The sequence below is a fragment of the Pseudomonas shiyinii genome (assembly GCF_056725765.1).
Window position 1 is genome coordinate 4,787,475 of sequence record NZ_CM161522.1, and the last position, 22,891, is coordinate 4,810,365.

The 22,891-nt window shown below is 62.5% G+C and carries 19 protein-coding genes; 13 read left to right on the forward strand and 6 right to left on the reverse strand.

Annotated elements, in window-relative coordinates; translation table 11 throughout:
• Window positions 1–111 precede the first annotated feature (111 nt).
• The 4 genes from aspA to ACXHGZ_RS21700 all read left to right on the forward strand — a co-directional run bounded on the left by aspA (window position 112) and on the right by ACXHGZ_RS21700 (window position 5,265).
• A complete protein-coding gene (gene aspA / locus ACXHGZ_RS21685; RefSeq protein WP_480461481.1) occupies window positions 112–1,536 on the forward strand; it encodes an aspartate ammonia-lyase in 1,425 nt (474 codons plus the stop codon).
• A 175-nt stretch (window positions 1,537–1,711) separates the two neighbouring features.
• Window positions 1,712–2,704, forward strand: a complete 993-nt coding sequence (locus tag ACXHGZ_RS21690; RefSeq protein WP_480461482.1) for an AraC family transcriptional regulator — start codon at window positions 1,712–1,714, stop codon at window positions 2,702–2,704.
• Window positions 2,705–3,118: 414 nt separating this feature from the next.
• Window positions 3,119–4,159 carry a histone deacetylase family protein gene (locus ACXHGZ_RS21695; RefSeq protein ID WP_224457445.1) on the forward strand — a complete coding sequence of 347 codons (1,041 nt, stop codon included), beginning with the start codon at window positions 3,119–3,121 and terminating at the stop codon, window positions 4,157–4,159.
• Between the two features lie 2 nt (window positions 4,160–4,161).
• On the forward strand, window positions 4,162–5,265 hold the full coding sequence (locus tag ACXHGZ_RS21700) for a polyamine ABC transporter substrate-binding protein (protein ID WP_480461483.1): 1,104 nt from the start codon (window positions 4,162–4,164) through the stop codon (window positions 5,263–5,265).
• A 196-nt stretch (window positions 5,266–5,461) separates the two neighbouring features.
• On the opposite strand, the gene pdxR is transcribed toward ACXHGZ_RS21700, so the two are convergent.
• Complete coding sequence (gene pdxR, locus ACXHGZ_RS21705; RefSeq protein WP_480461484.1) at window positions 5,462–6,991, reverse strand: MocR-like pyridoxine biosynthesis transcription factor PdxR; 1,530 nt, start codon at window positions 6,989–6,991, stop codon at window positions 5,462–5,464.
• Window positions 6,992–7,081: 90 nt separating this feature from the next.
• Between pdxR and ACXHGZ_RS21710 the strand changes: the two genes are divergently transcribed.
• From ACXHGZ_RS21710 to ACXHGZ_RS21720, 3 genes are read left to right on the forward strand one after another with little or no spacing between them, the layout of a single operon-like run.
• Window positions 7,082–7,711, forward strand: a complete 630-nt coding sequence (locus tag ACXHGZ_RS21710) for an FMN-binding negative transcriptional regulator (protein WP_480461486.1) — start codon at window positions 7,082–7,084, stop codon at window positions 7,709–7,711.
• 18 nt (window positions 7,712–7,729) lie between these two features.
• Window positions 7,730–8,176, forward strand: coding sequence for a GNAT family N-acetyltransferase (locus ACXHGZ_RS21715; RefSeq protein WP_480461487.1), 447 nt, complete (start codon window positions 7,730–7,732; stop codon window positions 8,174–8,176).
• Window positions 8,177–8,183: 7 nt separating this feature from the next.
• The gene (locus ACXHGZ_RS21720; protein WP_480461489.1) at window positions 8,184–8,855 is read left to right on the forward strand and encodes a GNAT family N-acetyltransferase; all 672 of its coding nucleotides are present in this window, start codon (window positions 8,184–8,186) and stop codon (window positions 8,853–8,855) included.
• A 189-nt stretch (window positions 8,856–9,044) separates the two neighbouring features.
• Here ACXHGZ_RS21720 and oadA read toward each other — a convergent pair whose 3' ends face one another.
• Both oadA and ACXHGZ_RS21730 read right to left on the reverse strand, forming a co-directional pair.
• On the reverse strand, window positions 9,045–10,853 hold the full coding sequence (oadA, locus tag ACXHGZ_RS21725) for a sodium-extruding oxaloacetate decarboxylase subunit alpha (protein ID WP_480461491.1): 1,809 nt from the start codon (window positions 10,851–10,853) through the stop codon (window positions 9,045–9,047).
• Between the two features lie 11 nt (window positions 10,854–10,864).
• Window positions 10,865–12,280, reverse strand: a complete 1,416-nt coding sequence (locus ACXHGZ_RS21730; protein WP_070093419.1) for an acetyl-CoA carboxylase biotin carboxylase subunit — start codon at window positions 12,278–12,280, stop codon at window positions 10,865–10,867.
• Between the two features lie 187 nt (window positions 12,281–12,467).
• Here ACXHGZ_RS21730 and ACXHGZ_RS21735 point away from each other — a divergent pair, with 187 nt between their 5' ends.
• Window positions 12,468–13,430, forward strand: coding sequence for a LysR family transcriptional regulator (locus tag ACXHGZ_RS21735; protein ID WP_084855294.1), 963 nt, complete (start codon window positions 12,468–12,470; stop codon window positions 13,428–13,430).
• Here ACXHGZ_RS21735 and ACXHGZ_RS21740 read toward each other — a convergent pair.
• Together ACXHGZ_RS21740 and hexR are read right to left on the reverse strand one after the other, a co-directional pair.
• Entirely contained in the window at window positions 13,372–13,590 is a 219-nt protein-coding gene (locus ACXHGZ_RS21740; RefSeq protein WP_084855293.1) for a PA3496 family putative envelope integrity protein, read from the reverse strand. The genes ACXHGZ_RS21735 and ACXHGZ_RS21740 overlap by 59 nt on opposite strands.
• 142 nt (window positions 13,591–13,732) lie before the next feature.
• A complete protein-coding gene (gene hexR / locus ACXHGZ_RS21745) occupies window positions 13,733–14,599 on the reverse strand; it encodes a transcriptional regulator HexR (RefSeq protein WP_043209971.1) in 867 nt (288 codons plus the stop codon).
• 104 nt (window positions 14,600–14,703) lie between these two features.
• On the opposite strand from hexR, the gene zwf reads away from it, so the two are divergent.
• From zwf to ACXHGZ_RS21765, 4 genes are all read left to right on the forward strand, one after another.
• On the forward strand, window positions 14,704–16,170 hold the full coding sequence (gene zwf, locus ACXHGZ_RS21750) for a glucose-6-phosphate dehydrogenase (RefSeq protein WP_480461493.1): 1,467 nt from the start codon (window positions 14,704–14,706) through the stop codon (window positions 16,168–16,170).
• Between the two features lie 86 nt (window positions 16,171–16,256).
• Window positions 16,257–18,443: a DNA helicase II gene (gene uvrD, locus ACXHGZ_RS21755; protein ID WP_480461495.1), complete on the forward strand. Its 2,187-nt coding sequence runs from the start codon at window positions 16,257–16,259 to the stop codon at window positions 18,441–18,443.
• Window positions 18,444–18,632: 189 nt separating this feature from the next.
• Entirely contained in the window at window positions 18,633–19,481 is an 849-nt protein-coding gene (locus tag ACXHGZ_RS21760; protein WP_480461497.1) for a Tim44 domain-containing protein, read from the forward strand.
• A 230-nt stretch (window positions 19,482–19,711) separates the two neighbouring features.
• Window positions 19,712–20,119 (forward strand): SMI1/KNR4 family protein, encoded by a 408-nt coding sequence (locus tag ACXHGZ_RS21765; RefSeq protein WP_480461499.1) that lies wholly within the window; start codon window positions 19,712–19,714, stop codon window positions 20,117–20,119.
• Between the two features lie 178 nt (window positions 20,120–20,297).
• Here the strand turns inward: ACXHGZ_RS21765 and ACXHGZ_RS21770 are convergent, their stop codons facing one another.
• A complete protein-coding gene (locus tag ACXHGZ_RS21770) occupies window positions 20,298–22,058 on the reverse strand; it encodes a cation:proton antiporter (protein ID WP_224457455.1) in 1,761 nt (586 codons plus the stop codon).
• 322 nt (window positions 22,059–22,380) lie between these two features.
• On the opposite strand from ACXHGZ_RS21770, the gene ACXHGZ_RS21775 reads away from it, so the two are divergent.
• Window positions 22,381–22,866, forward strand: a complete 486-nt coding sequence (locus ACXHGZ_RS21775; protein ID WP_084855288.1) for an acyl-CoA thioesterase — start codon at window positions 22,381–22,383, stop codon at window positions 22,864–22,866.
• The last annotated feature ends 25 nt before the right edge of the window (window positions 22,867–22,891 follow it).

Sequence of the window (22,891 nt, forward strand, 5' to 3'; positions counted from 1 at the left end):
TGCCGTTTGTGCATAGGTTAGCGTGCAACAGCATTGGCCGCAAAATCCGCCCAGGCCTAGGATTGGCGCCATTCCGGCTGGTGCCGGGTTTAAATCGAGATGATATCCGTCATGTCCTCCGCTGCATCGTTCCGCGTCGAAAAAGACCTGCTTGGTACCCTTGAAGTCCCTGCCGATGCCTACTACGGCATCCAGACCCTGCGCGCTGCCAACAACTTCCACCTCTCCGGCGTTCCGCTGTCGCACTACCCGAAGCTGGTCGTGGCCCTGGCCATGGTCAAGCAGGCCGCTGCCGACGCCAACCGTGAGCTGGGCCACCTGAGCGATGCCAAGCACGCTGCCATCAGCGAGGCCTGCGCCCGCCTGATCCGCGGCGAATACCACGACCAGTTCGTGGTGGACATGATCCAGGGCGGTGCTGGTACTTCTACCAACATGAACGCCAACGAGGTCATCGCCAACGTCGCGCTGGAGGCCATGGGCCACAAGAAGGGTGAGTACCAGTACCTGCACCCGAACAACGACGTGAACATGGCGCAGTCGACCAACGACGCCTACCCGACGGCCATCCGTCTGGGCCTGCTGCTGGGCCACGATGCCCTGTTGGCCAGCCTCGACAGCCTGATCCAGGCCTTCGCTGCAAAAGGCAAGGAATTCGATCACGTACTGAAGATGGGCCGCACCCAGCTGCAGGACGCCGTGCCGATGACCCTGGGCCAGGAATTCCGCGCCTTCGCCACCACCATGACCGAAGACTTGAACCGTCTGCGTTCCCTGGCGCCTGACCTTTTGACCGAGATCAACCTGGGCGGTACCGCGATCGGTACCGGCATCAACGCCGACCCAGGCTACCAGGCCCTGGCCGTGCAGCGCCTGGCGACCATCAGTGGCCAGCCACTGGTCCCGGCTGCCGACCTGATCGAAGCGACCTCCGACATGGGTGCCTTCGTACTGTTCTCCGGCATGCTCAAGCGTACCGCGGTCAAGCTGTCGAAGATCTGCAACGACCTGCGCCTGCTCTCCAGCGGCCCACGCACCGGCATCAACGAGATCAACCTGCCGGCTCGCCAGCCAGGCAGCTCGATCATGCCAGGCAAGGTCAACCCGGTTATCCCGGAAGCCGTCAACCAGGTCGCCTTCGCCATCATGGGCAACGACCTGGCCCTGACCGTCGCCGCCGAAGGCGGCCAGCTGCAGCTCAACGTCATGGAACCGCTGATCGCCTACAAGATCTTCGACTCCATCCGCCTGCTCCAGCGCGCCATGGACATGCTGCGCGAGCACTGCATCGTCGGCATCACTGCCAACGAACAGCGCTGCCGTGAACTGGTCGAGCACTCGATCGGCCTGGTCACCGCCCTGAACCCGTACATCGGCTACGAAAACGCCACCCGTATCGCCCGCGTCGCCCTGGAAACCGGCCGCGGCGTGCTGGAACTGGTGCGCGAGGAACAGCTGCTGGACGAAGCGATGCTCAACGACATCCTGCGTCCAGAGAACATGATCGCCCCACGTCTGGTTCCGCTGAAGGCGTAACCGACGGCTTGAAACGTCTCACCAGGTCGAGGGACTAGACACCTCTCAACCTTTCAAGGGCCCGAGCAACGCTTTGGGCCCTTTTTTTATGCCCGCCCTTCACAGGGTCGCAGGGTTGTCTCGCCCGGCACACAACTTGCTCCATAATGCCTCCCAGCCCAACGGGATACCGAGCATGCTGCACAGCCACCTCACCACCCTCAACGCGGTTTCGCTGATACTCAAGGTCTTCCAGGAAGAAGGCTGCGATGCCTCGCGGTTGCTGGCCGGCAGCGGCATCGCGCTGGCGGACCTGGGCCATGCCGATGCGCGCATCACCACCCAGCAGGAATTGCAGGTATGCGCCAACGCCGTGGCCTTGCGCGAGGAGATCGGCCTGGAGCTGGGCCGGCGCATGCATGTGTCGTGCTACGGGATGCTTGGTTACGCCCTACTCTCCAGTGCCACTTTGGGTGACGCCCTGCGCCTGGCGCTGCGCTACCCGGCGTTGTTGGGCACCGCCTTCCAGCTGCGCTTGGTGGATGACGGCCAGCGGGTCTGGTTCAGCGCCAGCGACTACCGGGACAGCCCGGAACTGGCAGCTTTCAACGTGGAGTTCTGCCTGGTTTCCTTGAAGGTCATCTGCGATGACCTGCTGGGCAAACCCCTACCGCTGCTGGCGGCACGCTTCGAGTACCTCAGGCCCGGGTACCATCACCTGTATGGAGACGCCTTCCAGTGCCCGCTGGGCTTCGCGGCCAGCGACAACGCATTCGCCTTCGAGCGCCGCTGGCTGGACATGCCCCTGCCCTTGGCCGACCCCATCACCCACAAGGCCATGGCCGAACGCTGCCGGCAGCTCAACCTGGAATTCACCGGGCGCCAGGCCTGGCTGGGGCGCATTCGCCAGCTGCTGCTCCAGCAACTGGACACCGCGCCAGGGCTCGAAGGCCTGGCGCGGCAGATGAACTGCTCCTCGCGCACCTTGCGCCGGCACCTGCAGGCGCTGGGGTGCAGCTATCAGCAACTGCTCGATGAGCTGCGCTTCGAGCGGGCCAAGCAGTTGCTGGCCGAGGACCAAATGCCGATCTATCGCATCGCCGAAACCCTGGGCTTCAGCGAGACGGCGAGTTTTCGGCATGCCTTCCAACGCTGGAGCGGCGTAGCGCCCAGTCATTTTCGCGGCTGACTGCATTGACCCAATCGCCGGCTTTCCGGCTCTCATAGAACAACGCATGACCATTTGATTTGCTGCACCCAGTGGGAGCGGGCTTGTCCCGCGATCAGGCCGGCCCCGATATCACCGTCGCCTGACAAGGGCTTCGCCCTTGATCGCGGGACAAGTCGGACCGCCGCACCGCCGCTCCCACTGGGGCAGCATTGGCCGCTTGTTCTCTGCGCGACAGCGCAGCCCGGAAGGGCTGGGTGATCTCCCACAGGTACAGCGCAGAACAGGTGGGAGTCGGCTTGCCGGCGATTGGGCCTAGAAAAGCCGCACACCGGCGTTGGCCACATCGATCCCCTTTTGGCCGTTTCCGTCGTTCTCCCCGGCCACGCCACCTCACACAATGAGGCACGCCAGTAAAAACCGGAGAACAACAACGTGCTGACGATCTATTCCGATGATCACCGCCTGCACCACGGCCGCTGCGAGCTGATCGACGGCAAGCTGATGCCCTGCTTCGAGATGCCTTCGCGCGCCGACCATGTCCTGGACCAAGTAAAGAAGCGCAACCTCGGCCCCATCGAAGGCCCGCGCGACTTCGGCCGCGCCCCGCTGCTGCGGGTGCATGGCGCCGACTACCTGGACTTCTTCGAAGGCGCCTGGGCGCGCTGGGCCGAACTGGGCCAGGAAGGCGACCTGCTGCCGTTCACCTGGCCGGCGCGCACACTGCGCAAGGTCAAGCCAACCGGGCTGCACGGTGAGCTGGGCTACTACAGCTTCGATGCCGGCGCACCGATCACCGCCGGTACCTGGCAAGCCGCCTACAGCGCAGCCCAGGTTGCCCTTACCGCCCAAGCGGCGATCCAGCAAGGCGCACACTCGGCCTTCGCCCTATGCCGCCCACCAGGGCACCACGCCGCCGCCGAGGTCATGGGCGGTTATTGCTACCTGAACAACGCCGCCATCGCGACCCAGGCATTCCTCGACCAAGGCCACCGCAAGGTCGCCATCCTGGACGTCGATTACCACCATGGCAACGGCACCCAGGACATCTTCTACCAGCGCGGCGACGTATTCTTCGCCTCGATCCACGGCGACCCCCAGGACGAATTCCCGTTCTTCCTCGGTTATGCCGACGAAACCGGCGAAGGCGCCGGGGAAGGCTGCAACATCAACTACCCCCTGCCCGCCGGCAGTGACTGGGCAGCCTGGAGCCAGGCGCTGGAAGACGCCTGCCAGCGCATCGCCGCCTACGCCCCGGACGTGGTGGTGGTTTCCCTGGGCGTGGACACCTTCAAGGACGACCCGATTTCCCAGTTCAAGCTCGACAGCCCCGACTACCTGGCCATGGGCGAACGCATCGGCCGCCTGGGCAAGCCGACCCTGTTCGTCATGGAAGGCGGCTACGCTGTGGAAGAAATCGGTATCAATGCCGTCAACGTGCTGGAAGGCTTCCAGCGCACCCAGCCAGGAGCCTGACCATGGCCCGTCTCACGCGTCTGCTCGCCCCGCTCCTCGCCGCCGGCTTTTTGGCCGGCGCCCTGCAGGCCCAAGCCGAACAGCGCACCTTGCGGGTGTACAACTGGTTCGACTACATCACGCCGCAAACCCTGACGGACTTTCAGCAGGACAGCGGCGTCAAGCTGATCTACGACATCTTCGACACCAACGAAGCCCTGGAAGCCAAGCTGCTCACGGGCAACTCCGGCTATGACGTGGTGGTCCCGTCGAACGTGTTCCTGGCCAAGCAGATCGAGGCCGGGGTGTTCCAGCCCCTGGACCGCAGCAAGCTGCCCAACTGGCAGCACCTGGATCCGGCGCTGATGAAGCTGATCGAGGCCAACGACCCCGGTAACAAGCATGCCGTACCTTACATGTACGGCACCGTGCTGATCGGCTTCAACCCCGACAAGGTCAAGGCCGCGCTGGGTGACGATGCCCCGGTGGACAGCTGGGACCTGATCTTCAAGGAAGAGAACATCGCCAAGCTCAAGCAGTGCGGCGTGGCCTTGCTCGATTCGCCGTCGGAGATCTTGCCGCTGGCCCTGCAGTACCTTGGGCTGCCGCCCAACAGCGAGAAGCCGGCCGACTACAAGAAAGCCGAAGCGCTGATGCTCAAGATCCGCCCGCATATCACCTACTTCCACTCCTCCAAGTACATGGCGGACATAGCCAACGGCGATATCTGCGTGGCCGTGGGCTATTCGGGCAGCTTCTCGCAAGCAGCCAACCGTGCTCGCGACGCCAAGAACGGCGTGGTGGTGGACATGCGCCTGCCCAAGGAAGGCGCGCCGATCTGGTTCGACATGCTGGCCATCCCGAAGAATGCCGCCAACCCGGAAGACGCCCATGCCTTCATCAACTACCTGCTGAGGCCGGAGGTGATCGCACCGATCAGCGACTTCGTCGGCTACCCCAACCCGAACAAGGATGCCACCGACAAGGTCAGCCCGGCGATCCGCAACAACCCCAACCTGTACCCGACCGCCGAGGCGATGGCCAAGCTGTATACCTTGAAGCCCTTGCCGCGCGACGCCGAGCGGGCACGGACCCGGGCCTGGACACGGATCAAGTCCGGGACCTGACCTAACGCCCGATCGCCGGCAAGCCGGCTCCCACCTGTTCTGCGCTGTTTTCAAAAACACCGCCTGGCCTATGGGAGCTGGCTTGTCCGCGATAGGGCCGGGGCAAGCCACTCAAGACAGCTGCTTCACCTGTCCTGCGTGTTTTCAGAAACACCGCCAGACCTGTGGGAGCCGGCTTGCCGGCGATTTCGGGCGCTCATGTTCTCCATGCCCTGCGCACCCGCATCAACGCATCCGCAATCTGGGCCTCCGGCACCGCCGCAAACCCCAGCACCAGCCCCGCTCGTTTATCCACAGGCACCTCGCTGTCTTCCAGCCAGTAGCTGCTCAGCGGATTGACCTCCACGCCAACCGCCTCGGCCAACGCCACCAGTTCCTGCTCTCTCGCATAGTTATCCACAGCCACCCGCACATGCAGCCCCGCCGCCACCTCCGGCATATCGCCCAATCCGGGCACACCGGTAGGCCAACCCGCCTTGAGCACATTGCGCCGTGCCAGCGCTGCCTTGCGCATGCGCCGGATGTGCCGTTGGAAATGCCCTTGGGCCATGAACTGCGCCATGACGTGCTGGTTACCTATCTCCGAATGCCGCACCGCCAGTGCTCGCCCCTGGCTGAACGGCTGTACCAGCCACTGGGGTAGCACCAGGTAACCCAGGCGCAGGGCAGGAAAGGCGATCTTGCCGAAGGTACCCACGTACAGAACCCGCCCCTGCCGGTCCAAGGCAGCGAGGGGCGCCAGGGGCGCGCCGCTGTAGCGGTACTCGCCATCGTAGTCATCCTCGATCACCCAACCGTTGCGCTGCTCGGCCCAGTCCAGCAGCGACAGCCGCCTGGCCAGGCTCATGGTGACACCGGTGGGGTACTGGTGCGCCGGTGTGACATAGGCCAGCCGGCACTCGGCCAATTGCGCCAGGCGTTCGCAGTCCAGGCCTTCCTCATCCACAGGTACGCCTCGCACGCAGGCTCCGGCCAAGGCAAAGGTATGACCTGCCGCGCGGTATCCAGGGTTTTCCACAGCTACCTCGTCGCCCGGCTGCAACAGCAACTGTGCACAAAGGCTTATGGCCTCTTGCGCACCACTGGTGATCACAATTTGTTCAGCCGTGCAAGCAAGCCCGCGCGAGCGACGTAGGTAGGCGGCGATGAGTCCCCTGAGCAGCGGTTCACCCGCAGGGTCGCCATAGCCCAACAGTGCGGCATCCGGTTTTCGCCAGAAACCCGCTTGCAGCCTGGCCCAGAGCTGGAAAGGAAACAGGTCGAACGCCGGAACTCCGACGCGAAATGCGCGCGGCGCACCTGTACGTGGCGGCGGAAGATGATGGGTTTTCAGGCGCTCCATGGCGCTTCCAGAGCGACCTGAGCTGGATAAATCCTCAGTATCAGATACGCAAACTGTGGATAAACCTGTTGATAAACCCTGGGATAACCCTGTGGACAGTTGTGTGGATAGTTTCGGAAGCTGGCTGACATAGGTGCCATCGCCGACCCGGCTTTCGATATAGCCTTCGGCGTATAGCTGGTCATAGGCACGCACCACACTGTTGCGTGAAAGCGACAGCATCGCAGCCAGGTCACGCGTCGCCGGCAGACGCGTACCGCTGCCCAGGCGACCATCCAACACCCTTGCCCGCAGCGCCTGGTAGAGCTGTTGGCTGAGCCCACGACGGCGGTCCAGCACGATACCGGCAGGGTCGAAGGGCAACGCAAAGGGGCGTTCATGCATGGTATTGGACCTATCAAAACAGCTGCTATTGGCTCTTACCTGGTACCAATAGCCTGCCTAGGATGGAGCCATCGAACAAGGACCTGCGCCATGTACAACGCCAAGCCCCACCAGGAACATGATCTCGAGCGCCTGCACCAGCAGATGCTCGACACCCGCCTCGCCGTACTGGTCAGCCATGGCGAACAAGGCCTGCTGGCGACCCACCTGCCGGTTTTGCTCGCACCTCATGAAGGCGAATATGGGACCGTCTATGCCCACCTGGCCCGGGCCAACCCTCAATGGCAGGCCTTGGCCCAGGGCGGTGAAGCCTTGCTGGTATTCGCCGGCGCCGATGCCTACGTCAGCCCGTCCTACTACCCGAGCAAAGCCGAGCATCACAAGGTAGTGCCGACATGGAACTACCTGGCCGTCCATGCCTACGGCCCGGTCGAGGTGTTCCACGACGCCCCTCGCCTGCTCGAGCTTGTCAGCCGCCTGAGCGATCGTCACGAACAAGGGCGCGCCGAGCCTTGGAAGGTGAGCGATGCCCCGCGCGACTACCTAGACGGCATGCTTCGCGCCATCGTCGGCATTCGCGTGCCCATCACCCGCCTGCAAGGCGCGCGCAAGCTCAGCCAGAACCGCTCGGCCGAGGATATCCGAGGCGTACGCGAAGGCCTGGCCGCCAGCGCGGATCACCTGGACAACCAGCTTGCCGCACACATGCATTCACTCTGAAGGAAAAGGAAAACCACCATGTCCGAGATTGTCCTGCGCCCAGTAAGCGCCACCGACCATGCTGCCTGGCTCGCCCTGTGGCAGGCCTACCTACGGTTTTATGAAACCGAACTGCCGGAAGCCGTCAGCGCCAGCACCTGGCAACGCCTGCTCGACCCGAACGAGCCTACCCATGCGGCCCTGGCGTGGGTCGATGGCAAGGCGGTAGGGATGGTCAACTGGATCTATCATCGGTCCAACTGGAGCATCGAAAATTCGTGCTACCTGCAAGACCTGTACGTGGATGGCCAGCAGCGCGGCCTGGGTATCGGCCGGCAACTGATCGAGCATGTCTATGCCACCGCCAAGGCCGCCGGCTGCATCAAGGTGCACTGGCTGACCCACGAAACCAACGCCACCGCGATCAGCCTGTACGAACAGGTCGCCGAACGGCCAGGTTTCATTCAATTCCGTAAACCACTGTAGGCCGACCATGCGCGACGCACTGAACTTCAAGCCCGCCGCAACACCCAAGGCCGAGCCCATCGAAGGCCGGTTCATCCGCCTGGAGAAGCTCGACCCGGTACGCCACGGCGAAGACCTGTGGACGGTCTTGCAGGGCCCAGGCTCCGACCCTGCCCTATGGGATTACCTGCCCTATGGCCCCTTCAGCGAACGCGAGGCCTTCGATCGCTGGCTGCAAGGCAATGCAACAGGCCGCGACCCGCTGTTCTACAGCGTCATCGACCGCGCCAACGGCCAGGTGCAGGGTATTCTCAGCCTGATGTCCATCGTTCCCGACCATGGCCGCATCGAGATCGGCCATATCGCCTTTGGCGCTGCCATGCAGCGCACCCCGAAAGGTACCGAGGCGGTCTACCTGCTGGGCAAGCTCGGCTTCGCCCTGGGCAATCGTCGCCTGGAATGGAAATGCAACAACGCCAACGCCCGCTCCAAGCGTGCAGCCGAGCGTTTCGGCTTCGTCTTCGAAGGGGTGTTCCGCAATCACATGGTGGTCAAGGACCACAATCGCGATACTGCCTGGTATTCGATTACCGACGAGGAATGGCCGGCGGTGGCAGCGGGGTTCGAGCGCTGGTTGAGCGAGGAGAATCAGCGGCCTGGCGGGCAATTGAAGACTTTGGAGGCTTGCCGCACGGACTGAGTCGCCAGAACTGACGCAATCGCGGGGCAAGCCCGCTCCCACAAGGTCGACGGCCCCAAGAAAGTGGTACCGGGAGCAGTCCAGCCTGTGGGAGCGGGCTTGCCCCGCGATTGCGTACAAGAGGCAGCACAAAAAAAGGGGAGCATATCGCTCCCCATGAGGTAAACCGCTTGTCGTCGAAGGCTTCGATCAGCCTTCGATCTCGATCAGGATCTCGCCCGGCGTGACACGATCGCCCTTGGCCACGTGGATGGCGGTGACCTTGCCGGCGATCGGCGCCTGGACCTCGGTCTCCATCTTCATGGCTTCGGTGATCAGCACCGGCTGGCCGGCCTTGACCGTGTCACCTTCCTTGACCAGCACATCGACGATATTGCCCGGCATGGTGGTGCTTACGTGGCCTGGGCCGCTGGCCTGCTTGCGCTTGCTGCCGCCACCGCTGACGAACTCGTTCAACGGCTCGAAGACCACCTCTTCCGGCATGCCGTCGATGGACAGGTAGAAGTGGCGCTTGCCCTCGGCCTTCACACCTACACCGGTGATGTCGACGCGGTAGGTCTCGCCGTGTACGTCGATGACGAACTCGGTCGGCACACCTTCGCCGCCCGGGCCGGCCACAGCGCCCGTTTCTGGAATCGGCAGCAGGGCTTCAGGAACCAGGGTGCCGGCTTCACGCTCTTCGAGGAACTTACGGCCGATGTCCGGGAACATGGCGAAGGTCAGCACATCTTCCTCGCAGCGGGCCAGGTTGCCGATCTCGGCACGCAGCTTGGCCATCTCCGGCTTGAGCAAGTCGGCCGGGCGCACGTCGATCGCATCGATGCTACCGATCGCCTGGCGGCGAAGCTGCTCGTTGACCACGCCCGGCGCCTTGCCATAGCCACCTTGCAGGTACAGCTTCACCTCGTTGGTGATGGTCTTGTAGCGCTCGCCGGCGAGCACGTTGAAGAACGCCTGGGTACCGACGATCTGCGAGGTCGGGGTGACCAGCGGCGGGAAGCCGAGGTCTTCGCGCACCCGCGGAATTTCCGCCAGCACTTCGTTCATGCGGTTGAGCGCGCCCTGCTCCTTGAGCTGGTTGGCCAGGTTGGAAATCATGCCGCCCGGGACCTGGTTGACCTGCACGCGGGTATCCACGGCGGTGAACTCGCTTTCGAACTGGTGGTACTTCTTGCGTACGGCATAGAAGTACAGGCCGATTTCCTGCAGCAGCTCCAGGTCCAGGCCGGTGTCGAACTCGGTGCCCTTGAGGGCGGCGACCATCGACTCGGTGCCCGGGTGGCTGGTACCCCAGGCGAAGCTGGAGATAGCGGTGTCGATGTGGTCGGCACCGTTTTCCACCGCCTTGAGCTGGCACATGGCGGCCAGGCCCGCGGTATCGTGGGAATGGATGAACACCGGCAGCGACTGCTCGGCCTTCAGCGCCTTGACCAGCTCGCCGGTAGCGTAGGGGGTCAGCAGGCCGGCCATGTCCTTGATCGCCACCGAGTCGCAACCCATGGCTTCCATCTGCTTGGCCTGGGCCACGAAGGCATCGATGGTGTGCACGGGGCTGGTGGTGTAGGCGATGGTGCCCTGGGCGTGCTTGCCGGCAGCCTTGACTGCCTCGATGGCCACGCGCAGGTTACGCACGTCGTTCATGGCGTCGAAGATACGGAACACGTCGATGCCATTGACCGCAGCCTTGGCGACGAAGGCCTTGACCACGTCATCGCTGTAGTGACGGTAGCCCAGCAGGTTCTGGCCGCGCAGCAGCATCTGCAGGCGGGTGTTGGGCAGTGCGGCGCGCAGCTTGCGCAGGCGCTCCCATGGGTCTTCCTTGAGGAAGCGCACGCAGGCATCGAAAGTGGCGCCACCCCAGACTTCCAGCGACCAGTAGCCGACCTTGTCGAGCTTGTCGCAGATCGGCAGCATGTCTTCGGTGCGCATGCGGGTGGCCAGCAGGGACTGGTGGGCGTCGCGCAGGATTGTGTCGGTGACAAAGATTTTCTTGGACATTATTCGGTTCCTCACAGGCCTGCGTGTGCAGCAATGGCGGCGGCGATGGCCAGGGCCAGCTCTTCGGGTTTGCGCTTGATCGAGTAGTTGGTCAGTTCCGGATGGCTTTCCACGAAGCTGGTGTTGAACTGGCCGCTACGGAATTCCGGATTGCGCAGGATCTCCTGGTAATACGCGGCGGTGGTCTTGACGCCTTGCACGCGCATGTCGTCCAGGGCCCGCAGGCCGCGGTCCATGGCTTCTTCCCAGGTCAGCGCCCAGACCACCAGCTTCAGGCACATGGAGTCGTAGAACGGCGGGATGGTATAGCCGGTGTAGATCGCGGTATCGGTACGCACGCCTGGGCCGCCGGGCGCGTAGTAACGGGTGATCTTGCCGAAGCTGGGCAGGAAGTTGTTCTTCGGATCTTCGGCGTTGATACGGAACTGCAATGCATAGCCGCGGTGCTGGATGTCTTCCTGCTTGACCGACAGGGGCAGGCCCGAGGCGATGCGGATCTGTTCGCGAACGATGTCGATGCCGGTGATTTCCTCGGTGATGGTGTGTTCCACCTGCACACGGGTGTTCATCTCCATGAAGTACACCTCGCCATCGGCGAGCAGGAACTCCACGGTACCGGCGTTCTCGTAGTTCACTGCCTTGGCTGCGCGCACGGCCAGGTCGCCGATGTAGGCACGCTGCTCCGGGGTCAGCTGGGGGCTTGGGGCGATCTCGATGAGCTTCTGGTTACGGCGCTGGATCGAGCAGTCGCGCTCGAACAGGTGCACCACGTTGCCGAAGCTGTCACCCAGGATCTGCGCCTCGATGTGCTTGGGGTTGACGATGCACTTCTCCAGGAACACTTCCGCCGAACCGAACGCCTTGGTCGCTTCGGAAATCACGCGGGGGAAGGCCTGCTCCAGTTCCTCGCGGCTGTTGCAGCGACGGATACCACGGCCGCCGCCACCGGACGTAGCCTTGAGCATTACCGGGTAACCGATGCGGTCGCCCTCGGCCAGGGCCTCATGGATATCGGCGACGTTGCCTTCGGTACCGGGGGTGACCGGGACACCGGCCTGGATCATGGTGCGACGCGCTTCGGTCTTGTCGCCCATGCGGCGAATGACATCAGCGGCCGGCCCGATGAACTTGATGCCACGCTCGGCGCAGATTTCCGCCAGCTCAGCATTTTCCGAAAGGAAACCGTAACCTGGGTGCAAGGCGTCGCAGCCGGTCTCCACAGCGAGGTTCACCAGCTTGCGCGGGTTCAGGTAGCCGGCCAGGGGCTCGGCACCGATGCTGTAGGCCTCGTCGGCGCGCTTGACGTGCAAGGCATGACGGTCGGCGTCGGAATAGATCGCCACGGAGCGAATGCCCATCTCGGCGCACGCACGCACGATCCGAACTGCGATTTCACCCCGGTTGGCGATCAGGATTTTTTTTATCACTGGAGTCTTCCCAAAGCCGATGGAACACACGAGCCGGTACTGCCGGTCGGCGTGACCAGACGCTGCTGGCCAGTCGCACATTCACCCTAGCGCTGTAGGTTGATAAACAAAAATCAATATTTGTTAGGGTCGGCATTAGCAAAAGCTTATAGTGCCGTAACAAGGTATTGCGCGGAGGCGGGGGAAAATGCGTAAGTCATTGATGCGCATGACTTTAAGGCAGTTGCAGATCTTCAACGAAGTGTGCGACCTGCGCTCCTACAGCCGGGCGGCCGAAGAGATGGCGTTGACGCAACCCGCCGTAAGTCTACAGATCCGCCAGCTCGAAGAGCTGGTCGGCCAGCCGTTGTTCGAATATGTCGGCAAGAAGCTGTACCTCACCGAGGCGGCCGAAGCCCTGCAACGCGCCAGCCGGGACATCTTCGGGCGCCTGGAAAACCTCGACATGCAGCTGTCGGACATGCAGGGCTCGCTGCAGGGGCAACTCAAGCTGGCGATCGAATCCAGCGCCAAGTACTTCGTGCCGCACCTGTTCGCCGCGTTCAAGCAGCGCCACCCAGAGGTCAACCTGACCCTGACGGTGGTCAACCGCGCCCAGGCGATCCGGCGCCTCTCGGACAACCGCGACGACCTGATCATCATGTCGATGGTGCCCCAGGACATGGGCCTGGAATTCATGCCGTTCCTGAACAACCCTATCGTTGCCGTGGCACCGCCGGACCATCCGCTGTGCAAGCTGGAAAAACTCCGCCTGCAGGACCTGGAGCCTCACACGCTACTGGTTCGCGAGCAGGGCTCGGGCACGCGCAAGGCCTGCGAAGAATACTTCAAGGATAAGCGTGTGCATTTCACCCAGACCCTGGAAGTCGCCTCCGCCGACGCCCAGCGCGAGTGCGTGATCGCAGGCCTGGGCGTCGCCCTGCTGACTCGCCACGCCGTGAACATGGAGCTGGCCACCGGCGTGTTGAAGGAGTTGCCGGTCGAAGAACTACCCCTGTATCGCAGCTGGTGCGTGGTGCAGTCCAAGGCCAAGCGTCAGTCGCCGGTGGCGTTGGCGTTCCTGGCGTTCATCCGCAATGAACGTGCGAAGATCAGCGGGCTTGTGGAGCGATTTTCGGGGAAGATGCCGCCGATACCTGCCATACCGTGATGTCTTGCAGGTCAGGGTAATCGGTGATCTCGCGAAGCAGTTGGCGCTGGTCGCAGTAGCTTTCGATCGCGCGGCGGAACTCCATGCGGCGCTGGTCCTTTTCCTGCTGCTTGCGAGCCTTGGCGCTGGGTTGGTACGAACCGTCATGATCACGTGCCATTGCCTGTCTCCCAGAAAGGATGCGGGAGTTTCAGACTGGCCTTGGGGGTTTACGGTTTTGCGGTGGTTTGGTGACAGAATCGTGAATTTTCCTGCCTATACCGCCTTTTCGCGGGCGAAAGCGCCAGCACAGGCTACAGCGATCAGTCGTCGGTAGCCTTGATCGACTTGGGCGACAGCCGCAGGCTGCGCAGGCTGCGCTTGACGCTCTTGAGGTGGTTGACCAGGCTCGGCCCGCGGGCCATGGCCACGCCCATCGCCAGCACGTCGATCACCACCAGGTGAGCGATACGCGAGGTCAGCGGGGTGTAGATCTCGGTATCTTCATGCACATCGATGGCCAGGTTGACGGTGGACAATTCAGCCAACGGCGTCTGGCTCGGGCACAGGGTGATCAGGTTGGCCCCGCTTTCACGCACCAGGTTGGCCGTGATCAGCAGGTCCTTGGAGCGGCCCGATTGGGAAATGCACACCGCCACATCGCCAGGCTTGAGCGTCACCGCAGACATGGCCTGCATGTGCGGGTCGGAATAGGCCGCGGCACTGAGCAGCAGGCGGAAGAACTTGTGCTGGGCATCGGCCGCCACCGCACCGGAAGCACCAAAGCCATAGAACTCCACGCGCTGGGCCTGGGCCATGGCGGTTACCGCCTGTTGCAAGGCCTGGGGATTGAGGTGTTCGCGCACCTCCATCAAGGTATGTAGCGTGGTATCGAAGATCTTCAGGCTGTAGTCGGCGACCGAGTCGTCCTCATGGATCGCGAACTGCCCGAAACTGGCGCCAGCAGCCAGGCTCTGCGCCAGCTTGAGCTTGAGATCCTGGAAGCCCGAACAACCGATCGCCCGGCAAAAACGTACGATGGTCGGCTCGCTGATCCCAACGCTGTGAGCCAGGTCGGCCATGGAGCTGTGCATGACGGCAGCCGGATCGAGCAGCACATGGTCGGCCACTTTCAGTTCCGATTTGCGCAGCAAATGGCGCGATTGGGCGATATGTTGCAACAGATTCACAGGCTGGACTCGGTTATGATCGGCTGGCCGGGATGTAGCTTTCTTGTAGTTATACTACAAGACCCGCGACCCGCCCAGCTAAACGAATGTGGAGAGTGGTGGTTTTGACTATTCCTTGCGACATCCTGGTATTCGGTGGTACGGGCGACCTGGCCCTGCACAAACTGCTGCCGGCGCTCTATCACCTGTATCGCGAGGGCCGCCTGCACAACGCCGTGAGGATCATCGCCCTGGCCCGGCGCAACCTGCCACGGGACGAGTATCTCAAGCTCGCCGAACGTAACTGTCGGGCCCAGATCGCCCGCAACGATTTCGAAGAAGATGTCTGGCGGCGCTTCTGTGCACGCCTGGACTATTTCGCCATGGATGCCTTGCAAAGCGCCGATTTCGTGCGCCTTGCGCGCTACCTGGGCGAGCCTGGAGGGCTGGCCCGCATCTACTACCTGGCCACCGCACCCAACCTGTTCGTGCCCATCGCCAACCACCTGCGCATCGCCGGCCTTGCCGACAGCGAAGCACGCATCGTGCTGGAGAAGCCCATCGGCCACTCGCTGGAGTCGGCCACGGCGATCAACGAAGCCATTGGTGCGGTATTCGACGAGACCCAGGTGTTTCGCATCGACCACTACCTGGGCAAGGAAACGGTCCAGAACCTCATGGCACTGCGTTTTGCCAATGCCCTGCTGGAGCCGGTTTGGCGCAATAGCCAGGTCGACCATGTACAGATCAGCGTGTGCGAAACCCTGGGCGTGGAGAACCGCGGCGCCTACTACGACCGCGCGGGAGCGACCCGCGACATGCTGCAGAACCACCTATTGCAGCTGTTGTGCCTGGTGGCCATGGAGCCACCGGCGCAGTTCGACGCCGAGGCGGTGCGTGATGAAAAGGTGAAGATCCTGCGGGCGCTAAAGCCGATAACCGGCCAGGACGTGCAGGACAAGACCGTGCGCGGCCAGTATGGCGCCGGACACATCGGCGGCCAGGAAGTGCCGGCCTACTACTTCGAAAAGGATGTGGACAACGACAGCGACACCGAGACCTTCGTCGCCGTGCACGCGCATATCGACAACTGGCGCTGGGCCGGCGTGCCCTTCTACCTACGTACCGGCAAGCGCATGGCGCGGCGCTCATCGCAGATCGTCATCCAATTCAAACCGGTGCCACACGAGTTGTTCAACGGCGGCCAAGTCAACCAGCTGCTGATCCAGCTGCAGCCCGAGGAGCGCATCAGCCTGCGCATGATGACCAAGAGCCCGGGCAAAGGCATGCGCCTGGCGCCGGTCGAGCTGGACCTGAACCTGGCCCAGGTGTTCGGCCAGACCCGCCGCTGGGAGGCCTACGAGCGTTTGTTGCTGGACGTGCTCGAAGGGGACTCGACGCTGTTCATGCGACGTGACGAAGTGGAAGCCGCCTGGGCCTGGATCGACCCGATCCTCAAGGGCTGGGAGGAGCACTTCCAGCCTCCTCGCCACTACGCTGCAGGAAGCAACGGGCCAGAGCAGGCCAACAGTTTGCTGGCCAGGCATGGCAACCAGTGGTATCGAAGCCCAACCGGCGACCGGGCGTCATGAGCGACCCGATGAGCGACAACATCAAAAGGTGAATATTCATACAGTAGGTGTTTGTCCCTTAACCGGCTTGGCCCTAGAATGGCCGGATGCACACAGACGACCTCTCCCTCCTGTTGAACTCCCTCAATGATGCCCAACGCCAGGCCGTCGCGGCCACGCTTGGGCGTCAGCTGGTGCTTGCTGGCGCCGGTTCCGGTAAAACCCGCGTGCTGGTGCACCGCATCGCCTGGCTGATTCAGGTCGAGCAGGCTTCGCCGCATTCGATCCTGTCGGTGACGTTCACCAACAAGGCCGCCGCCGAAATGCGCCAGCGGATCGAGCAGCTGCTGGGCATCAACCCAGCGGGCATGTGGGTCGGGACCTTCCACGGCCTTGCGCACCGCCTGTTGCGTGCGCATTGGCAGGAAGCGCGCCTGGTGCAGAACTTCCAGATTCTCGACAGCGACGACCAGCAGCGCCTGGTCAAGCGGGTGATTCGCGAGCTTGGCCTCGACGAGCAGCGCTGGCCGGCACGCCAGGCCCAGTGGTTCATCAACGGGCAGAAGGACGAAGGCCTGCGCCCGCAGCATATCCAGGCCGGCGGCGACCTGTTCCTGGGCACCATGCGCAGTATCTACGAAGCCTACGAGCAGGCCTGTGAACGTGCCGGGGTCATCGATTTCTCCGAGTTGCTGCTGCGCGCCCTGGACCTGTGGCGCGACCACCCTGGGCTGCTCGAGCATTACCAGCGACGCTTCCGTCACTTGCTGGTGGACGAATTCCAGGACACCAACGCTGTGCAGTACGCCTGGCTGCGCCTACTGGCTGGCCAGAACGGCGGCAGCTTGATGGCCGTGGGCGACGATGACCAGTCGATCTATGGCTGGCGCGGAGCCAAGATCGAGAACATTCACCAGTACACGGCCGATTTTCCTGATGCCGAGCTGATCCGTCTGGAGCAGAACTACCGTTCCACCGGCGGCATCCTCAAGGCGGCCAACGCCCTGATCGCCAACAACAGCGGGCGCCTGGGCAAGGAACTCTGGACCGACATGGGCGAAGGCGAGCCGCTGACGTTGTACGCCGCCTATAACGAACACGACGAAGCACGCTATGTGGTCGAGACGATCGAGAGCCTGATCAGGCAAGGCAATGCGCGCAACGACATCGCCATCCTGTATCGCTCCAACGCCCAGTCGCGGGTATTGGAAGAAGCCCTGCTGCGCGAACGCATTCCCTATCGCATCTACGGCGGCCAACGGTTCTTCGAGCGCGCCGAAATCAAGAACGCCATGGCGTACCTGCGCCTGCTCGAGGGCCGCGGCAACGATGCTGCCCTCGAGCGGGTGATCAACGTGCCGCCGCGTGGCATCGGCGAGAAAACCGTCGAAGCCATCCGTGACCACGCCCGGCATAGCCAGCTGTCAATGTGGGAGGCCATGTGCCAACTGCTCGCCGCCAAAGCCTTGAAAGGCCGCGCGGCAAGCGCCTTGGGCGCCTTCATCGAGCTGATGGAAAACCTCGCAGCCAAGACCCTGGACATGCCACTGCACCTGATGACCCAGACCGTCATCGAGCAGTCCGGCCTGATCATCTACCACCAGGAAGAAAAAGGCGAAAAAGGCCAGGCACGGGTAGAAAACCTTGAGGAACTGGTCAGCGCCGCACGCAACTTCGAGACCAGCGAAGAGGATGCCGACCTTTCGCCACTGTCGGCCTTCCTCGGCCATGCTTCCCTGGAAGCCGGCGATGCCCAGGCGGACGAACATGAAGACAGCGTGCAGTTGATGACGCTGCACAGCGCCAAGGGCCTGGAGTTCCCCTATGTGTTCCTGGTAGGCATGGAAGAAGGCCTGTTCCCTCACAAGATGAGCCTGGAAGAGCCCGGCCGCCTGGAAGAGGAACGTCGCCTGGCTTACGTGGGCATCACCCGGGCCATGCGCCAGCTGATCATGACCTACGCCGAAACGCGTCGCCTGTATGGCAGCGAAACCTATAACAAGGTGTCGCGTTTCGTACGGGAAATTCCGGCAGGGCTGGTACAGGAAGTGCGTCTGTCCAATAGCGTCAGTCGCCCCTTCGGCGGGAACCAGAGCAGCTCGAGCAGCCTGTTCGCCAACGCCAGCATTCCGCAAACGGCCTTCACCCTGGGCCAGCGGGTGCAGCATTCGGTGTTCGGTGAGGGCGTGATCCTCAATTTCGAAGGCTCGGGTGCCCAGGCACGGGTGCAGGTCAACTTCGCCGAGGGCAGCAAGTGGCTGATGCTGGGTTACGCCAAACTGGAAGCGATCTGATACCGGACGCAAGGCTTCCAGCCGCTTGTAGACTTTTCTTTCGTCCACTGACGAAAGGTCCTATGCACTGAATGGGCTTGGGTACAGGCCCATCAGGCAAAAGATGGAAACATTATGGCGCTGGTCATGTGCACAATAACCTGTGCAACATGACGCGCGTGCAATCCACCCACAGGGGAAATCCCATCTATGCAACGTTTTCTTAGCATCGTACTGGCGCTGTGCGTCGGCTTGACGCTGAGCCTGGACGCCAACGCCAAGCGTTTCGGCGGCGGCAAGAGCTCGGGCTCCGCGCCTATCCACCAGACCCGCCAGGCTACGCCAACCACGCCGGCCGCCGCGCCGACCGCTCCTGGCCGTGCTCCGGCCGCCGCCAGCGGTGCTTCGCGCTGGCTGGGCCCATTGGCCGGTATCGCCGCGGGCGGCCTGCTGGCCTCCATGTTCATGGGCGACGGCTTCCAGGGCATGCAGATCCTCGACTTCCTGATCATGGGCCTGATCGCCTTCCTGGTGTTCCGCTTCATCGCCGCGCGTCGTCGTCAGCAGCAGCCGCAGCACGCTGCCGCCGGCCACGCACCCTACCAGCGTGAAAGCCATGCCCAGCCAGCCCAGCCGTCGGTCTTCGGTGGCGCCGCAGCGCCTGCCGCCGCACCGGTGATCAACGCACCGGCCTGGTTCAACGAGCAGAACTTCCTGAGCGCCGCACGCAACCACTTCATGTCGCTGCAGCAACACTGGGATGCCAACGAGATGGACAAGATTGCCGAGTTCGTCACCCCGCAGATGCTCGAATTCCTCAAGCGCGAGCGTGCCGACCTGGGTGATGGCTTCCAATCCACCTACATCGACAACCTCGATGTGCAGCTCGAAGGCGTCGATGACCGCGCCGACAAGACCATCGCGACCCTGACCTTCCACGGCGTTTCGAAGACCTCGCGCTTCGACCAGGGCGAAGCGTTCAGCGAAAGCTGGCATATGGAGCGTGCACAGGGCGAGAACCAGCCTTGGCTGCTCGCCGGTATCCGCCAGAACGGCTGATTCTTCGTCTGGCAAATATTGGGGCTGCCTTGCAGCCCTATCGCGGGACAAGCCCGCTCCTGGCGTTCGGTGTTGCACCGTTCTTGTAGGAGCGGGCTTGTCCCGCGATAGGGCCGCAAAGCGGCCCCAAGCTTTTTGTTTCCGCCCCTGCCCGGGGTTTTTGCTTTTGGCAGACTGGCCTACTAGGGTATAACGCGCAGCGTTGTCATCAAGGTCAGAGGATGTAAGCCGTGGAAGAAGTGATCGAACAACTCCGGGAAGCCAATGAGCCAGTCCCCGTGCCGCTGGAGCTGCCAGACGAGGACTTGCTGGTAGAGATCGAAGAGCAGCTGTTCATCAATATTCCCTTCGTGTTCAAGGAATTTCTGCTGACCGTCAGCGACGTGGTCTATGGCAGCCTGGAACCTGTCACCGTCACCGATCCGCAGTCCCACACCTATTTGCCAGACGTTGCCGCGAACGCCTGGGACGCGGGCGTGCCCCGGGACCTGATCCCCCTGTGCCAGGACGGCAACAACTACTACTGTGTCGAGGAAGACGGCACCGTGGTCCTATGGGATGGCGATGAAGAAGCCATCGCCGAAGACAACTGGGAATCTGTCTGGCATTGGGCCAGGGATATCTGGCTGGAAAGCTGACACCTGCGCTGCACAGGGCCAGCAAAAGCCTACAGTCTTTGTAGGCTTTGCCTACATGCCAAGCATGGCTCTTAGCCACCACTCCGCGTAGAATCGCCTGGCTTTCTGCGCTTGGCCGCGTCGCTACCGCTCCATCCCCTCGGACTTCGATCAAATCAAGCGCAGAAAGCCCTCCCCCTCAATGGGTTTGGTCACGATTGTTGTCCAGCGTTTCCAGCAGGGCGATCTGCATGCGGGAATGAACCCGGATGAACCAACGCCACAGCAACGCCACCACGACTGCCGCTACCACTGCGATCACCAGCAAGAGCTCGTTGGTCGGCAGGATGCTCGCCGAAAGCGCGGACAGCAGCAGGAAGATTACCAACAGCGACAACAACGGAATCACCTCGGCAATCACTCGCCTCACACGCTGGGTATGCCGCCCGGCCATCTCGGGCTTTACGCCCAGTTCGGCGAGCAACATCGAAAGCGCCTTGAGCTTGCGGTAGGCAGCAATCAGGAACGGCAGCGACAACAACAGCGCGGCGCCCCAGATCAACGCCTTCTGCCGACTGATATCACCGACCCACTCCATGAGCCAGGTGCCGATACGCTCAGCGAAATAACCGCCACTGAAGAAGATCGCGATCACCAACGCCAGGTTCACACCCACCTGCAACAGGATGCGCCGGATCATCGCAGCCACCATGGCGCCTTCCCCATGAGGCTGGATGCTGCGCAGCCATTCACCGTACAGCGACAACACCCGTGCCAGCCGAGCGGGCACCACCTTGCCGAGCTTCAGCGACAAGGGGTCGGCGGCGCGAATCAGGTAGGGCGTGAGTAACGTCGTAATGGCCGAGACAGCCACCGCTACGGGGTAGAGGAAGTCACTGGTGACCTGCAAGGTCATACCCAGGGCCGCGATGATGAAGGAGAATTCGCCGATCTGCGAAAGGCCCATCCCCACCCGCAATGAGGTCCTCCCGTCGTTGCCGGCGATAAAGGCCCCCATGCCGCACGACAGCATCTTGCCCAGCACCACCGCCACGGTGATTACCGCAATCGGCCAGGCGTAGTCGACCAGCACGCGCGGGTCGATCATCAGGCCGATGGCCACGAAGAAGATGGCACTGAACAGGTCGCGTACCGGTTCGATCAGACGCTCGATCTTAAGCAACTGCCGGGATTCGGCCATGATCGCGCCGATCAGGAACGCCCCCAGGACCATGCTGTACTCGAGCTTGACCACCAACAGGCAGAAGCCGAAGCACAGGCCCAACACGGTGATCAGCAGCATCTCGTTGCTTTCGAACTTCGCCACGTAGGCCAGCAGCCGTGGCACCAGCAGGATGCCGATGACCAGGGCGACGATCATGAACAGGGAAAGCTTGCCCACCGTGGAGAACACCTCGCCCGAACTGACCGTACCGCTGACCGCGATGCCTGAAAGCAGGGCAATGATGCCGATGCCAAGGATGTCCTCCACGATCAGTACACCGAAGATCAATTGGGCGAAGCGCTCGTGCTTCATCTTCAGGTCGTTGAGCGCCTTGACGATGATGGTGGTCGAGGAAATAGCCAGAATCGCGCCCAGGAACAGTGAGTCCATGGTGTTCCAGCCAAACCAGCGGCCGATCTCGAAACCGATCCAGATCATCAGGACGATTTCCAGGAAGGCCGCGATGAAAGCGGTGGCGCCGACCTTGAACAGCTTGCGCAAGCTGAATTCCAGGCCCAGACAGAACATCAGGAAAATCACTCCGAGTTCAGCCAGGGTCTTGATGGTGTCTTCATCGTGGATCAGGCCGAAAGGCGGTGTGTGCGGGCCGATGATGAAGCCGGCGACGATGTAGCCCAACACGACAGGCTGCTTGAAACGGTGGAAAAGAATGGTGACCACCCCGGCCACCAGCATGATCACGGCCAGGTCCTGAATGAAGCTGATGGCATGCATGGCGAGGGACTCCTTTTCTCGTTGCCGGGGCAGACCGCTCCTCTGCCGAGGCAAACCCGAGCGAGCAGCAAGTACATACTGTTTCAATGCAGGAAAGCCCAAGTTGCATGGGCTCGCTCAGGTTAACATCGCGCCTGTGTGCGGAAAGCCGATGCAATATGAAGAAACAGATCGGCGATTTCGTCGCCAGCGATGGCATGATTCGCGTGACGATGGCGCTTCGGCCGACGTCCCGTACCAGGATGTGAAACCACATTGAGGGGAAACAGAAGTGTCTGCAGATACCCGCCCCGTTTCAGCGCAACCAACCCGTGAGCACACTATGGAACCTGGAAACGCCCAGTTGACGATGACTGTCCTGATGACCCCGGACATGGCCAATTTCTCGGGCAACGTACATGGCGGCACCCTGCTCAAGTACCTCGACGAAGTCGCCTACGCCTGCGCCAGCCGCTATGCCGGCACCTATGTGGTGACGTTGTCCGTAGACCAGGTGATCTTCCGCGAGCCCGTGCATGTCGGCGAGCTGGTGACGTTCCTCGCCTCGGTCAACTACACCGGCAATACCTCGATGGAAGTGGGCATCAAGGTGGTGACCGAGAACATCCGCGAACGCTCCGTGCGCCACTCCAACAGCTGTTTCTTCACCATGGTCGCGGTCGACGACAACCGCCGACCAGTGCAGGTACCGCCTCGCCAGCCACAAACCAGCGAAGAAAAACGCCGCTTCCTGCAGGGCCAGCAACGCCGGCAGATCCGCCAGGAGCTGGAGCAGCGCTACCAGAACCTCAAGACCGACTCCATCTAATCCCTGCCGAGCCTGCAAGGACAAG